The organism is Nonomuraea sp. B1E8, assembly GCF_039871515.1.
Classification (GTDB): Bacteria; Actinomycetota; Actinomycetes; order Streptosporangiales; family Streptosporangiaceae; genus Nonomuraea.
This window is the reverse complement of record NZ_JBDPLS010000001.1, coordinates 390,589-404,172: the sequence shown is the minus strand read 5'-3', so window position 1 is coordinate 404,172 and position 13,584 is coordinate 390,589. Positions and strand designations below refer to the sequence as shown.

The following is a 13,584-nucleotide window of genomic DNA, read 5'->3' as shown; positions in this document are numbered from 1 at the left end:
TCGGTAAAGAAGACGCCCCCGGTCGGCCAGTGGCGGGAAGTGGGCATATGCCACCCTCGCTTCCGTCCTGACCCCTAGACTGGCATGCCGTGATGCTCTCGTGATCCATTTCGATAATGTCATCAAGGTCTACGCGAACCAGAACCGGCCCGCTCTCGACCACGTGTCTGTTGACGTGGACAAGGGCGAGTTCGTGTTCCTCGTCGGTCCTTCGGGATCAGGCAAGTCCACGTTCCTGCGTCTGATCCTGAAGGAGGAGCGGCCGAACGGCGGCGCGATCCACGTCGCCGGGAAAGACCTGTCGCGTCTGTCCAACTTCAAGGTGCCGCACCTGCGCCGCCGCATCGGCTGCGTGTTCCAGGACTTCAGACTGCTCCCGAACAAGAACGTCTACGAGAACGTGGCGTTCGCGCTCGAGGTCATCGGTAAACCGCGGCGGTTCATCCGCAAGGTGGTGCCCGAGGTCATCGAGCTGGTCGGCCTGGAAGGCAAGGCCCACCGCATGCCCGACGAGCTGTCCGGCGGCGAGCAGCAGCGCGTCGCCATGGCCCGAGCGTTCGTCAACCGGCCGATGATCCTGCTGGCCGACGAGCCGACGGGCAACATCGACCCCGCGACGAGCATCGGCATCATGAAGGTGCTCGACCGCATCAACAGGACTGGCACCACGGTCGTCATGGCCACGCACGACGCGGCCATCGTCGACTCCATGCGCAAGCGTGTCGTGGAGCTGGAGGACGGCAAGATCGTCCGTGACCAGTCGCGTGGCGTTTACGGCCAGGCGTACTGACAGGGAGCTGCAGACAGAACATGCGGGCGAATTTCATCTTCTCCGAGGTCTGGATCGGCCTCCGTCGCAACTTGACCATGACGATCGCGGTGATCATCACCGTGGCGGTCGGTATGGCGATGCTGGGCGTCGGCTTGATGATCAACGCCCAAGTCGGCCTGATGAAGGGCTACTGGGACGACAAGGTCGAGGTCTCCGTCTTCCTGTGTGGCAAGGGCACCGCCATGCCGGCGTGTAACGGCAAGGAGGCCACCAGCAAGCAGATCACGGCCCTCGAAGCGCACATCAAGGCCATCCCAGGGGTCAAGGAGGTGTACTTCGAGGACCAGACGGCGGCGTACAAGAACTTCAAGGACTCCTACTCCGCCAACAAGGCTCTCGTCGACGCCGCCAAGGTCGAGGACATGCCGCAGTCGTTCCGCATCAAGCTGGTCGACCCGGACAACTACGGTCCGATCGTCCAGGCGGTGCAGGGCCAGCCGGGCGTGGCGCAGGTGCTCGACCAGAAACAGCTGATCGGCCCGTTCTTCGTGATGCTCGACCGGCTCGCCTTCGTCGCGCTGGCGGTGGCGATCATCCTGGTGCTGGCGGCCGCCCTGCTGATCGGCAACACGGTCCGGCTGTCGGCGTTCAACAGACGCAGGGAGACCGGCATCATGCGGCTGGTCGGCGCGTCCAACCTCTACATCCAGCTCCCCTTCGTCATGGAAGGCGTCATCGCCGGCCTGATCGGCGGCGTGTTCTCGGCGATCATTCTGATCATGGCGAAGGTCTTCCTGTTCGAGGAGCTCGGCAGCTTCTTCGGCGACGCCACCTCCCAGCTCGGCTGGAACGACGTGGCCCAGACGATCACGATCACCATGGTCATCGGCGTCGTGATCTGTGTGCTGGCCTCGTTCGTGACACTCCGCCGCTACCTCAGGGTCTAGCCGTGCGGGCGCGGATGGGCCGCCGCCGCTCCGGCCGCCGGTAAAGTCGAAGCATGCCACGTGAGACCGGGCGGAAGGTCATCGCCCAGAACAAACGTGCTCGGCACGACTACCACGTCGACGAAACCTTCGAGGCGGGGCTCGTGCTGCAGGGCACCGAGGTGAAGTCGCTCCGCGAGGGCCGCGCCTCGCTCGCCGACGGCTACGCCAGCATCGACGGCGGCGAAGCGTGGCTGTTCAACGTCCACATCCCCGAATACTCGCAGGGCACGTGGACCAACCACGCGGCCCGCCGCAAGCGCAAGCTGCTGCTGCACCGCAAGGAGATCGACAAGCTCGCCGCCAAGACCAAGGAGGGCGGGCTCACGATCGTGCCGCTGGTGCTCTACTTCAAGGACGGCCGGGCCAAGGTCGAGATCGGCCTGGCGCGCGGCAAGAAAGACTGGGACAAACGGCACGCGCTGGCGGAGCAGCAGGCCAAGCGCGAGATGGCCCGGGCGCTGCGGCACCGCACCCGATGAGAGCGGCGGCACCGCACCGATGACACGCGCCCGCCGCATCCTCACCGCACCGACGGGGAGCGTCAGTCGCACCCTCGGCGCACCGATGAGACGCGCCCGCCGCACCGTCACCGCCACCCTCACGCTGGCGCTCGCGAGCACGATGCTGACCGGCTGCTTCGAGGAGCCGTCACCGCACGACGCGGTGCGCGACTTCCTCGTGGGCTGGCAGTCGGGCGACTACGACCTGGCGGCCGGCCGCGCCGACGGCGACCTGGCGACCGTGCGCAAGGCGCTGGCCGACGCCAAGCTGGAGCTCGACGCGGCCTCCTTCCGCTTCAAGATCACAGACGTCAGCGTGACGGGCGAGGAGTCCAGGGCCGGATTCCACGCCGAGGTCGATCTCGGGGAGAACAACCCGCTCTGGGAATACGACGGCGTGCTCCCGCTCCACCTGGTCGACGGCGTGTGGAAGGTGCGCTGGTCACCTTCCGTGCTGCATCCGCAGCTCAAGGAGGGGCAGCGGTTCGCCGTCGACACCCACCCGACGCCACGCCAGCCGGTTCTCGACAGGTCGGGAGACTCGCTGCAGACCGACACCGTCCTCTACGTCGCGGGCGTCTATCCCGCCAAGCTGGGCGGCAAGGCGGAGGAGGTCGTGGCCAAGCTGTCCGAGGTCACCGGATACGCCCAGGACCGCCTGCTGAGCCGCATCAGGTCGTCACCGCCCGACAAGTTCGTGCAGCTGGTCACGTTCGGGCGCTCGCGCTACCAGACGATGCAGCCGAAGCTCGACGCCATCGCCGGGATCGAGATCGAGCCGCAGGACCAGCCCGTCAACCCCGACGCGCCCCGGCAGATCGTCGGCACCGTCAGCGCGCTCACGCCGGAGAGCGAGCAGAAGCTCGGCGGCCCGCAGCGGGCCGGCGACTCGGTCGGCAAGAGCGGCCTGCAGCAGGCCTACCAGGAATACCTGACGGGCTCCACCCAGACCAAGGTGATCACCCTCGACACCAAGACCGGAGAGCAGGTCGCCCTGCTGAAGGAGTGGCCGGGCCGGCGCAACATCTCGGTGAAGACCACGATCGACCGCGCCGTCCAGGCGGCGGCCGAGCGGGCGGTGGCCGTCACCGGCACCAGCGCGCTGGTGGCGGTCGACCGCAACACCGGCGAGATCCGGGCGGTCGGCACCAAGAACCTGCACCAGGAGAAGCACGCGCTGGCCGGCAAGTTCCCCGCCGGCACGGCGTTCTCGATCGTGGCCGCCGACGCGCTGCTCAAGGCTGGGGTGAGCCCCGAACAGCGGCTGGCCTGCCCGCAGGAGCGCACCGTCGGGGGCGCGAAGTTCGCGAACTCCGGCGGGAGCGTCGGCCTGGCACAGTCGGCCACGTTCCAGGAACACTTCGCCAAGGGGTGCGTCACCGCGCTGGCCTCGCTCGCCCGCCGGGTCTCGGCCGACGACCTCGCCAAGAGCGCCAAGGCGTACGGCATCGGGCAGCCGTGGCGGCTGCCGCTCAAGTCGTTCAGCGGCGCCCTGCCCGAACTCGCCGGCGACGCCGACAAGGCCAGGGTCATCGCGGGCCAGAACGTCGAGGTGAGCCCGCTGAGCATGGCACTCGTGGCCGCGGCCGTCGCCTCGGGCACCTGGCATCCGCCCGTGCTGGTCACCGACCCCAAGTCGCCCGACCCCGCGGCCGAGGTCGTGCCCACCGCCCAGCCCGCGCCGGTGCCCCTCGATCCCAAGGTCCGCATGGCGCTGACGGCGATGATGCGGGCCGGCGCGGCCGGCACGCCCGCCCAGGCGGGCAGGGGGAAGGTCTACGGCGTGACGACGTCGGCAGCAGACCAGCACACCTGGTTCGTCGGCTGGCAGGGGAATGTGGCGATCGCGGTGCTGGCGAAGAACTACGACGCCGGCGCGGTGGCGGGCAGCTTCTTCGCGGCCCTCCGCAACCCATGAGGGCCGGTCGGCGAGGTCGGTGAGGGCGGCCCGGTGCACTCGTGGAGGCCGGTCGGCGACCGAATGTGAGTTTTTCGTGACGGTGAGCAACCATTCGGGCAGTCGGTTGCGTCTTACTGAGTGACTGGGCTCGCTCGGGGGGTTGCGATCCCAGTCGCCGTGATGAGATCAGGACTTCATCTCGGGGGAAGTCCTGCCGTCCGGACCGGCTCGACCCTGCCGGTCGGCCCCCGGGAGCGCGTGCCACCGTGCCACGCTCCCGGGGGTTTCGCCTTGAGGGAATTAAGTTGGCGCGGAGGGTGTTGTCCCATGTACATTCGTGTCGCGCAGCTCTTTCGAGAGATGTGTTGACAACTGCACAGGGGGTGACTGGCTTCGACTTTGGCCTTGCAAGCCAGGTGAAGCGGGCCGAGGACGGCGGACATAACCTCGTTAATCCTGTGACCGCAAACAACAAGTGCCAATTCCAAGAGCACTGTGGCGGCCAGGGACTCCCTGGCCCTCGCTGCCTAAGCAGCGAAACCACTGTCAGCCCGGGAGTGCCTTCGGCCCGGTGTCTGGCATCGCTAGAAGGCTCAACCGGTCGACCCGGCCACGGGGAAGATCGGGAAATCCAACAGTGGCTGAGCCCGTCGGCGACTCGCCTGCGTGATCGCCGGGGCTGAGAAAAGCACAGCAGGCTGCGCCCGGAGAAGCCCTGACTTGGGGTTGAAGGACGCGGGTTCGATTCCCGCCACCTCCACTGTGACATCAGGCCGCCTCTTACGTGTGGAACACCACAGGTAAGGGGCGGTTTCCTGTTGCCGGGCGCATTAGTGAGAGCCTGCTCAGCCCCACGCGCACAGCACTACAACCGGCCCGTTTCGCACGCCTCCTGGTCGAGCCGGCGGCTGTGCGGGACGCCTGCGTTCTGCGCGGTCGTGACGGCGAAGAGGCCCACCTTCTCCATGCGGCTGACGACGTCCTCGAAGCCTGCTTCCCGCGCCCAGCCGTGCGCCTGCTGCACGGACCTGCACTCCATGACCCACAGCGCGCCGTCGCGGTTGGGCAGCACGTTGGCGATGAACTCGAGTTGTGGATGGCGGGTCTGGGTGGTGAAGATCAGGACACCGTCGGGCGCGAGCAGGTCACGCAGGCGGGCCACCGATGTGCTGATCTGCTCCTCGGCCAGGATCAGCTCGTACAGCCCGGAGACCACGATGATGTCGGCAGGGCGGTCGAGCGGTGCGGGTTCGAAGGCGTCGCCCTGCTCGTACACGATGTTGGTCAGGCCGCGCGCCGCCGCCTGCTTCTTCCCGAGCGTCAGCCCGTCGGGCGTCAGGTCGCGGCAGACCACCTGGGTCTCCGGCTGTTCCCTGGCCAGGTCCTGCAGGTAGCGGCCGGGGCCTGAGGCGACGTCGAGGATCAGCGCCCGGCCGGCTCTGGCCGAGACCTCCTCCCTGAGCACGTCGTGCAGCAGGGCCCGTCTGGCACGGATGGCACGCCATCCGACGGCGTTCAGATAGACGCGGTCGATGAGCTTGCCCAGGCCGAGCCGCCCGTGGGGTTCGTTGGCGTAGACGTAGTCGAGCATCGTGCCGCTGTCGAAGCCGTGTCGGTAGCCGATGCGGATGCCTTCGCTGAGCCGGCCGACCGTGCGCAGCAGGAACCGCATGAGGGTCCACTTCATGGAATATCTCCTTCGATCAGGTTGTGCGCGATCTCCAGGTCGGCAACGGGCCGGTTGAAGCGGACGAGCACCTGTCCCCGCCGCACCCGCCCGTGCACGGGCAGCACCTCGGAGGTGCCGTGGATGGTCACGGGCTGGATCGGTACGCCCGCCTTCTCGGCGACGCGCGCTGCCCCGGAGCGGAACGCGCCGACCCGGCCGTCCCGCGAGCGCGTGCCTTCGGGGAAGACGACGACGATGCGCCCCTGTTCCAGGACCCGTACGGCGTGCGCGAGGTCGGCCGAGCCACCCCCGCCGCGCCGTACGGGAAAGCCGGCGACGAGGGTGCGGCAGACGAGCGAGCGCAGCGGGCCCGCGAACCAGTAGTCGGCGGCGGCCGCCACCACGGGGCGCCTGCGCGCGGGCAACGCGGCGAGCAGCGCCGCCGTGTCGGCGTGCGAGGAGTGGTTGGCGACGACCACGCACGGCCCGTCGGGGACCGTCCCTTCGACCCGGAAGCCGCCGTTGCAGGTGAAGGCGGTGCGCCACAACCATCGCCGCAGGAGAGCGCCGTTCATGGGAGCACCACCGCCAGGGCCAGGGCGATCAGGAGGGAGTCGACACGATCCAGCAGGCCGCCGAAGCCGGGCAGCCAGGTGCCCGCGTCCTTGACGCCCGCGCCGCGCTTGACCATCGACTCCACCAGGTCGCCGAGGGGCGCGCCGACGGCGACGGCGACGGCCAGAGCGGGGGTGAGCGACCCGAGCAGGGCCAGCACGCCGAGCCCGCCCGCCGCGCCGCCCAGCACGCCGCTCCAGGTCTTGCCCGGTGACAGCGGTGACAGCCGCGGGCCGCCGACGAGGTTGCCGCCGCACCACGCCGCCACGTCGGCGATGGCGACGGCCAGGCAGAGCGCGAACGCCTGGGCGGGGCCGAGCAGGACGAGCCCGGCCAGGGGCGCGAGCCAGAGCAGCCCTAACATCCCGAAGGCGGCCCTGCGGGATCCGTCCTCCGCGTCGCCGGACAGCACCGGCGCCAGCACCATGGCCGGTAAGCACACGGCGACCGGCCAGTACACGTCGCCCATCAGGGCGGCGACGGGGAGCAGGGTGGCGTGGGCGATCAGGATGACACGTTCGGGGGCGCGCAGCCGTACCAGGCGGGTGTATTCGACGGCGCAGACGACGCCGAGCAGGATCGCGAGCACGGCGGCACCCCGAGGGCCGAGCAGGAGGCAACCGGTCACGAGCGGCGCGGCGACGGCCCAGGTGGTCCAGCGGCGCACCAGCTCGCGCTGCCTGGACCGCCACACCGCCAGCCCGCTCACTCCGAGGGCTCCGGCCAGGTAGGGGGCGGTGTCGAGGATCATGACGCGGCTTCCCGCAGCTCGCGGTGGACGCGCGTGATCCGTACGACCGCTGTGAGCAGGGAACCGGCGGCGAGCACGATGAGCCAGCCCGTCCAGCCCGTGAGGGCGAGCAGCACCAGCAGCGCGCAGCGCTCGGTCTTGCCGACAGGGCCGCCCTGCGGACGCCGCGCCCCCGCGGCGGCGCCCGCGAGTGCGGCCCACGAGGGGAGGGTGGCGGCCAGCGCGGCGGCGGCCACGAGCGCGGGGTCGGCCAGCGCCAGGCATCCGGCGAGCGCCGCGTACTCGGCGAGCCGGTCACCCAGCTCGTTGACCACGGCGCCGAACCTGGTGCTCCGGCCGCCGTCGCGGGCGACGCCGCCGTCGAGGTTCGCGCAGGCCAGGCGTCCGGCGAGGGCCGCCGCGACGGCCAGCGCCGCCCACGGTCCCGTCTCGCCCAGACCGAGTACGGCCCCCGCCGCCGCCCCGAACACGATGCCCGACACGGTGATGGCCGAGGGGTGGACACCACGGGTGACCAGGAACGCCCGCACCCCGCTGAGCCGGGCGGCGTACCAGGGTTTGAGCGCGTACAGACCGTTCATGTCGGCCAATGTCTCGCGCCACGGCAGGCCGATACATGGGGAGTTCAGCGCAACTGTCCCTAGGTAGCGCTACTCACGCGTAGGGCCGCAGCATGACCTTGAACGATTAGGCATCACGCTGATCGTATTTATCCGCGGGCCTGTTGGATCAGGGGAGGGCAAGCATTCGAGGCAATTCGAACTGAGCACGCCCCTCCGCCCGCGCGAACGGCGCGGGCGGAGGGGCGTCTCGCGTGCTCAGGCAAGGAACCCCAGTACCAGGGACGCCGCGACCGGCGACAGGTAGAGCAGCGGGAACGGTATGTGCGCGTACGAGCGGGCGCGGATCACGGTGATGACGGCCCCGGTGAAGTACGCCACCAGGCCGATCCCGGCCATGACGCCGATGACGGGTACGACCAGCCCGACGAGCAGGCCCGCCGCGCCCGCGGCCTTGGCGGCGCCGAGCCAGGGCCACCACGTGCGGGGCACCCCGTAGTCCGCCAGGGGACCCACCACCCAGGAGGCGCGGATGAAGACGGAGACGGCCGAGAAGCCCACCCAGGCGGCGGTGAGGACGGCGACGATGACGTACGCAGTGAACATCAGAGGGTTCTCGATTCCTGATCTCGTCAGGCCCAGGACGTGCCGGCGGGCTCTTTGACGGTGGCGTTGATGCGGTTGAAGAAGTTGGTCATGGAGATCGTCAGGATGATGGCGGACAGCTGCCGCTCGTCGAAGTGGTCGGCGACCTCGTCCCAGAGGTCGTCGGGCACGGCGTCCGCGGACCGGTCGGCGATCCGGGTGACGGACTCCGTGAGGGCCAGCGCGGCGCGTTCGATGTCGCTGTAGAACGGCGCCTCCCGCCAGGCGGCCACGTTGCCCACGCGCTCGTCGGACTCGCCGGACTTCTTGAGGTTCTGGACGTGGGCGTGGACGCACGCGCCGCAGCCGTTGATCTGGCTGGTGCGCAGGGCGACGATCTCCAGCAGTTCGCCGGGCGCGCCACCCTGGTTGATGCCCTGGTAGATGGCCTGGATCCCCTTCATGGTCTCGGGGAGCACGAACGCCGGGTTCTTCATGCGGGCTTCCATGCGGAATCTCCTCTCACCTGTGCACTCATCATGGAAAGCCGGGTTGATACATTCGCGATGCGTCCGCTATGGACGGTTATGCGTCGCTGGGGGAGGCGAGGGTGGGCGTACGGTTCGGTGTTCTCGGCCCCGTGCACGTCATGGCCGGCGGCCGGGAGCTGACCGGCCTGGCGCCACGTCACCGTGCGGTGCTGGCGTACCTGCTGCTGCACGCCCGCACCGTGCTCAGCGCCGATCAGCTGAGCGACGCGGTGTGGGGCGTGACGCCGCCGGACACCGCCCGCGCGCAGATCCAGGCCGCCGTCACCGCCATCCGCAGGGTGCTCCGCGAAGCGGGTGCGGCGCGGCTGCTCGTGACCCGCTCGGGCGGATACGCGATCGAACCGGAACAGCTCGATCTGGAGGAGTTCGCCGGCCGGATGGCGGCCGCCCAGAAGGAGGCCGATCCGGACAGCGCCGCCCGCCAGGTACGCGACGCGCTCGCGCTGTGGCGGGGGCAGCCCTTGGCGGACGTGCACGCCGACTACGTTGAGAGCACGCGAAGCCGGCTGGAGCAGCGGCGACTGGCCGCGATCGAGCGCCTGGCCGACCTCGAGCTGTCGCTGGGCCGGCACGAGGACCTGATCGACGAGCTGTCCGCGCACGTGGCGGCGCACCCGCTGCGTGAGCGGCTGTCGGGTCAGCTGATGCTCGCCCTGCATCGCGCGGGACGGCAGGCCGACGCGCTGTCGGTGGCCAGGGCGTTCCGCGAGTCGCTGGTGGAACAGCAGGGGCTGGATCCCGGACGGGCGTTCGTGGCGATCGAGCAGGCCGTGCTGCGGGGCGATGCGGATCCACAGCCTCAGCCGCGGGACAAGGCCGCCGTACGCGAGCCTCGGCGGGCGAACTTCCTGCCGTACGACATCCCCGACTTCGCCGGCCGGACCGCCGAGCTGGAGCGGATCGCCGGGCTCCGGCCCGGTACGACGATTCTGACCATCGACGGGATGGCGGGCATCGGGAAGACCGCGCTGGCGATTCACGCCGCGCACGCGCTGGCCGGCCAGTACCCCGACGGGCAGCTCTTCGTCGACCTGCAGGCGCACACGGCGGGACACGAGCCGATCGAGGCGGGCGCCGCGCTGGAGACGCTGTCGCGCCAGCTCGGGGTGCCGGCCGAACGTATCCCCTCCTCGGTCCTCGCGCGGGCCGCGCTGTGGCGGGCCGAGCTCGCCCAGCGCAGGGTCGTGATCGTCCTGGACAACGCCGCCGGCACCGACCACGTCAGGCCCCTGCTGCCGGGCGCCTCCGACAGCCTCGTCCTGGTCACCAGCCGCCGCCGGCTGGTCGACCTCGACGGCGCCCGCACGCTGTCCATGGACGTGCTGCCGGCCAAGGACGGCGTGCGGCTGTTCACCTCGATCGTGGGGGAGCGGGCGACGGCCGAACCGAGCGCGGTCCTCGACGTGCTGCAGCTGTGCGGGTTCCTGCCGCTGGCCGTGCGGATCGCCGCCGCGCGGCTGCATCATCGCCCTCGCTGGACCGCCGGCTATCTGGCCGGCAGGTTGCGTGACGAGCGCCGCCGGCTGGCCGAGCTGTCCACCCCTGACAGGGGTGTCGCGGCCGCGTTCACGCTGTCGTACCGGCATCTGGATGCGGAGCGGCAACGCATGTTCCGGCTGCTGGGCCTGCATCCCGGGCGCGACGTCGATGTCCACGCCGCCGCCGCGCTGGCCGGCGTCCCCGCCGACCATGCGGAGACGTTGCTGGAGGACCTGCTGGACGCCCACGTCGTGGCGCAGTACGAGCCCGGGAGATACACGTTCCACGACCTGCTCCGCGACCACGCGCGCGCCACCGTCTCCGCCGAGGAGACCGGTGAGGCCCGGCACGACGCCCTGACCCGCCTGTTCGACCATTACCTGCGCACGGCGGCCGCGGCGATCGCCGCTCTCTACCCGTTCGGCGGGCTCCGCAGGCCGTCACTCGCCGAGCCGGGGACCGTGTCGTTCGCGGACGACGCCGAAGCGAGCGCGTGGCTGGACGCCGAGCGCGCGAACCTCGTCGCCGCCTGCAGCCTGGCGGCCGACGGCGACTGGCCGGTGCACGCGGGCCGGCTGGCGACCATCGTGCATCCCTACCTCGACGGTCACGCCCACCACGCCGACGCGATCACCGTGCACACGAAGGCACTGGAGGCCGCCCGCCGCAGGGGCGACACGGCCGGTGAGGCACTGGCCCGCCTCGATCTGGCCTGGGCGCGCTGGCGGCAGGGCCGTTACGAGGAGTCGTACGAGGTCTGCGAGCCGGCTCTGGACCTGTGCCGCGCGGCCGGCGACCGGCTCGGCGAGTCGCGGGCGCACAACACGCTCGGCAACGTGTGCCTGCGACGGCACGCGTACGAGCGGGCGGACCACCATCTGGAGCAGGCCCTCGCCCTGAGCCGCGAGATCGGCAACCCCGTCGGGGAGGCCTACACACTGGGCAGCCTCGGCATCAGCCACCAGCGGCAGGGACGCCACCATGCGGCGCTCGACCACCATCGCCGTGCCCTCGCGCTCCACCGCCGGCTGGGGAACCGGAGCGGTGAGGCCGGCGTGCTCGACCTTCTCGGCCAGGTCTATCTGGCGCAGGGGCGCTACGAGCAGGCCCGCGACCAGCACCGGCACGCGCTGGAGCTCTATCGCGAGCTGGGCGGCCGAAGTGAGGAGGCCGCGCCACTCAACGGGCTGGGGGAGGCCGGCCGGTGCCTCGGCGATCACGACCAGGCTCTCGCGCGTCACTGCGACGCCCTCGCCGTCGCGCGCGAGGTGGGCAACCGGGCCGAGGAGGCGCGCGCCCACGAGGGACTGGCGCGCGTCCATCACGATCGTGGCCGCGTGGACGCGGCGCGGGACCACGCGGAACGGGCCCAGCGCCTCTACGCCGGCCTGGGCGTGCCCGAAGCCGCGGCGGTTGGGGCGTTCCTGACCGACCTCGGCTGACCCGTCGATCGGCGCGTTCTCCTCCACCGGCGCGCGCCGGCCGCAACACTCCCGGCGTGGGCATCCTGCGGCGGTGGGCCGGTTCGGCTCCAGAACGGCGGTGTCCCGGTGGGCGCCGCCGTTTTGCGTCATAAATCCGGAGCTAAACATCGGAATTGCTTTCGCCTGCTCAAAGAATGGCCAAGGAAATGTTGCCGAGCGGCGCGGTGCTTTCGCCCGTCACGTATTCGATTTTCTCCGGGTGGTGGAGCTACCATCAAATCGCTCGCTGCGGGATTGTTCGCGTATTGCCTAGGAAAGCCCCTGCTCAACGCCTATGCCGCGGCAGGTTGCCGAAAAGGCGACTATGGGCTTCATGGGTGGATGGGATTGGCTGATCGAAGGTCAGTCCGGTCGAACGAGCTACGTCCGGAGAAGCAGTGGCTGTTAGCGTTGGGGGCGACCGCCGGGCCGCGCGGCCGGCAGAGCGCCGAAGGTCACGACCATGGCGAGCAGCGCAACCACTCGTCCTGATCGGCGTCGACCTTTTGTGCATGGCCTTCACCGCCGCCCAGGTGGGCCGGGGCATCCCGCCCGTCGCCGTCGCGGCCATCCTGGTCGTCGCGCTCAACGGCCTCGGCCGGGTGTACGCGCCGCGGATCCTGGCCTCCGGCCTCGACCGTGGCGGCTGGATCGCCGGATCCGGCTTCGTGGCCGCCTGCGTGGCCTTCCGGGAGCCGGCGTCGTTCGTCACGGTCGTGCTGTGCGCGGTGCTCTACACCTTCCTCGCCGTGTGCGGCAGGAGCATGCTCGCCTTCGTCGCCCGCAGAGCGCACCGGTACGGACGGTCGGCGCCCACCCTGGTGATCGGCGCGGGACCGTACGGCCGCCGGCTGGCGGAGAGCCTGCTCGACCACCCGGAGTACGGCCTGTTCCCCCTGGGCTTCCTGGACGAGGCGGCCGGGGAAACCTCCGACCTGCCCGTTCTCGGCCGGCCCAGCGAGGCGGCGCACATCATCCAGGCCTACGAGGTCCGCGCGGTGATCCTCGCGGGGGCAGGGCAGCAGCCGCTCGCGCGGACGGCGAGGGCGCTGGGTTGCGACGTGTACCTCGCGCTCGACCTGAACGAGCTGATCGTCGACTTCGTCACGCTGCGCGAGCACGTCCGCGGTTTCCCCCTGCTCCGCATGCGTCCCGCCGCGCAGCACAGCGCGCTCTGGCCGCTGAAGCGGGCACTCGACGTCACGATCGCGCTGATCGGCCTCATCCTGACCGCGCCGGTTCTGGCGCTCTGCGCGCTGATCATTCGCGCGGAGGTCGGCCAGAGCCCGTTCTTCCGGCAGCGGCGGGTGGGCTGCCAGGGGGAGCCGATCGAGGTGATCAAGCTCAGGACGATGAAACCCGCCGACGCGCACGAGTCGGCGACCCTGTGGAGCATCGCCCACGACAGCCGGGTCGGCCGGGTGGGCAGGCTGCTGCGCAGGACGTCGGTCGACGAGCTCCCGCAGCTGTGGAACGTTCTCAAGGGGGACATGAGCATCGTCGGTCCCCGGCCGGAACGCCCGCACTTCGTCGACGAGTTCTCCCGGACCATTCCCGGCTACGGCCTGCGGCACCGGCTGCCGGCCGGGATCACCGGGTGGGCCCAGATCCACGGCCTGCGCGGCGACACCTCGATCGAGGACCGCGCCCGTTTCGACAACCACTACATCGACGGGTGGTCTTTCGGCGCCGACATCAAGATCATGATGCGGACCGTGTGGTCGCTGCTCCGGCTGGGCGGGAGCTGACC

General features: G+C 70.3%; 12 protein-coding genes and 1 other RNA gene. 7 read left to right on the top strand and 6 right to left on the bottom strand.

Features of this window, described 5'->3' with window-relative positions:
• Positions 1-100: 100 nt before the first annotated feature.
• From ftsE to ssrA, 5 genes are all read left to right on the top strand, one after another.
• A complete protein-coding gene (gene ftsE / locus ABGA98_RS01835) occupies positions 101-790 on the top strand; it encodes a cell division ATP-binding protein FtsE (protein WP_132333661.1) in 690 nt (229 codons plus the stop codon).
• Positions 791-810: 20 nt separating this feature from the next.
• The gene (gene ftsX / locus ABGA98_RS01830; RefSeq protein WP_347616400.1) at positions 811-1,719 is read left to right on the top strand and encodes a permease-like cell division protein FtsX; all 909 of its coding nucleotides are present in this window, start codon (positions 811-813) and stop codon (positions 1,717-1,719) included.
• Between the two features lie 53 nt (positions 1,720-1,772).
• Complete coding sequence (smpB, locus tag ABGA98_RS01825; RefSeq protein ID WP_347616399.1) at positions 1,773-2,240, top strand: SsrA-binding protein SmpB; 468 nt, start codon at positions 1,773-1,775, stop codon at positions 2,238-2,240.
• Between the two features lie 85 nt (positions 2,241-2,325).
• Positions 2,326-4,179: a penicillin-binding transpeptidase domain-containing protein gene (locus ABGA98_RS01820; RefSeq protein WP_347616398.1), complete on the top strand. Its 1,854-nt coding sequence runs from the start codon at positions 2,326-2,328 to the stop codon at positions 4,177-4,179.
• Between the two features lie 361 nt (positions 4,180-4,540).
• Positions 4,541-4,924, top strand: a transfer-messenger RNA (tmRNA) gene (gene ssrA, locus ABGA98_RS01815).
• 102 nt (positions 4,925-5,026) lie between these two features.
• On the opposite strand, the gene ABGA98_RS01810 is transcribed toward ssrA, so the two are convergent.
• The 6 genes from ABGA98_RS01810 to ABGA98_RS01785 all read right to left on the bottom strand — a co-directional run bounded on the left by ABGA98_RS01810 (position 5,027) and on the right by ABGA98_RS01785 (position 8,850).
• Positions 5,027-5,848, bottom strand: a complete 822-nt coding sequence (locus tag ABGA98_RS01810; RefSeq protein WP_347616397.1) for a class I SAM-dependent methyltransferase family protein — start codon at positions 5,846-5,848, stop codon at positions 5,027-5,029.
• Positions 5,845-6,405, bottom strand: coding sequence for a lysophospholipid acyltransferase family protein (locus ABGA98_RS01805; RefSeq protein ID WP_347616396.1), 561 nt, complete (start codon positions 6,403-6,405; stop codon positions 5,845-5,847). Before ABGA98_RS01805 ends, ABGA98_RS01810 begins: the two co-directional genes overlap by 4 nt.
• Positions 6,402-7,196: a phosphatidate cytidylyltransferase gene (locus ABGA98_RS01800; protein WP_347616395.1), complete on the bottom strand. Its 795-nt coding sequence runs from the start codon at positions 7,194-7,196 to the stop codon at positions 6,402-6,404. Before ABGA98_RS01800 ends, ABGA98_RS01805 begins: the two co-directional genes overlap by 4 nt.
• On the bottom strand, positions 7,193-7,777 hold the full coding sequence (locus ABGA98_RS01795; RefSeq protein WP_347616394.1) for a CDP-alcohol phosphatidyltransferase family protein: 585 nt from the start codon (positions 7,775-7,777) through the stop codon (positions 7,193-7,195). Before ABGA98_RS01795 ends, ABGA98_RS01800 begins: the two co-directional genes overlap by 4 nt.
• 237 nt (positions 7,778-8,014) lie before the next feature.
• Positions 8,015-8,362 carry a DoxX family protein gene (locus ABGA98_RS01790; protein WP_347616393.1) on the bottom strand — a complete coding sequence of 116 codons (348 nt, stop codon included), beginning with the start codon at positions 8,360-8,362 and terminating at the stop codon, positions 8,015-8,017.
• A gap of 26 nt (positions 8,363-8,388) precedes the next feature.
• Entirely contained in the window at positions 8,389-8,850 is a 462-nt protein-coding gene (locus ABGA98_RS01785) for a carboxymuconolactone decarboxylase family protein (RefSeq protein WP_347616392.1), read from the bottom strand.
• 68 nt (positions 8,851-8,918) lie between these two features.
• Between ABGA98_RS01785 and ABGA98_RS01780 the strand changes: the two genes are divergently transcribed.
• Entirely contained in the window at positions 8,919-11,813 is a 2,895-nt protein-coding gene (locus ABGA98_RS01780; RefSeq protein ID WP_347616391.1) for a BTAD domain-containing putative transcriptional regulator, read from the top strand.
• A 533-nt stretch (positions 11,814-12,346) separates the two neighbouring features.
• Positions 12,347-13,582, top strand: coding sequence for a sugar transferase (locus tag ABGA98_RS01775; protein WP_347616390.1), 1,236 nt, complete (start codon positions 12,347-12,349; stop codon positions 13,580-13,582).
• Positions 13,583-13,584 lie beyond the last annotated feature (2 nt).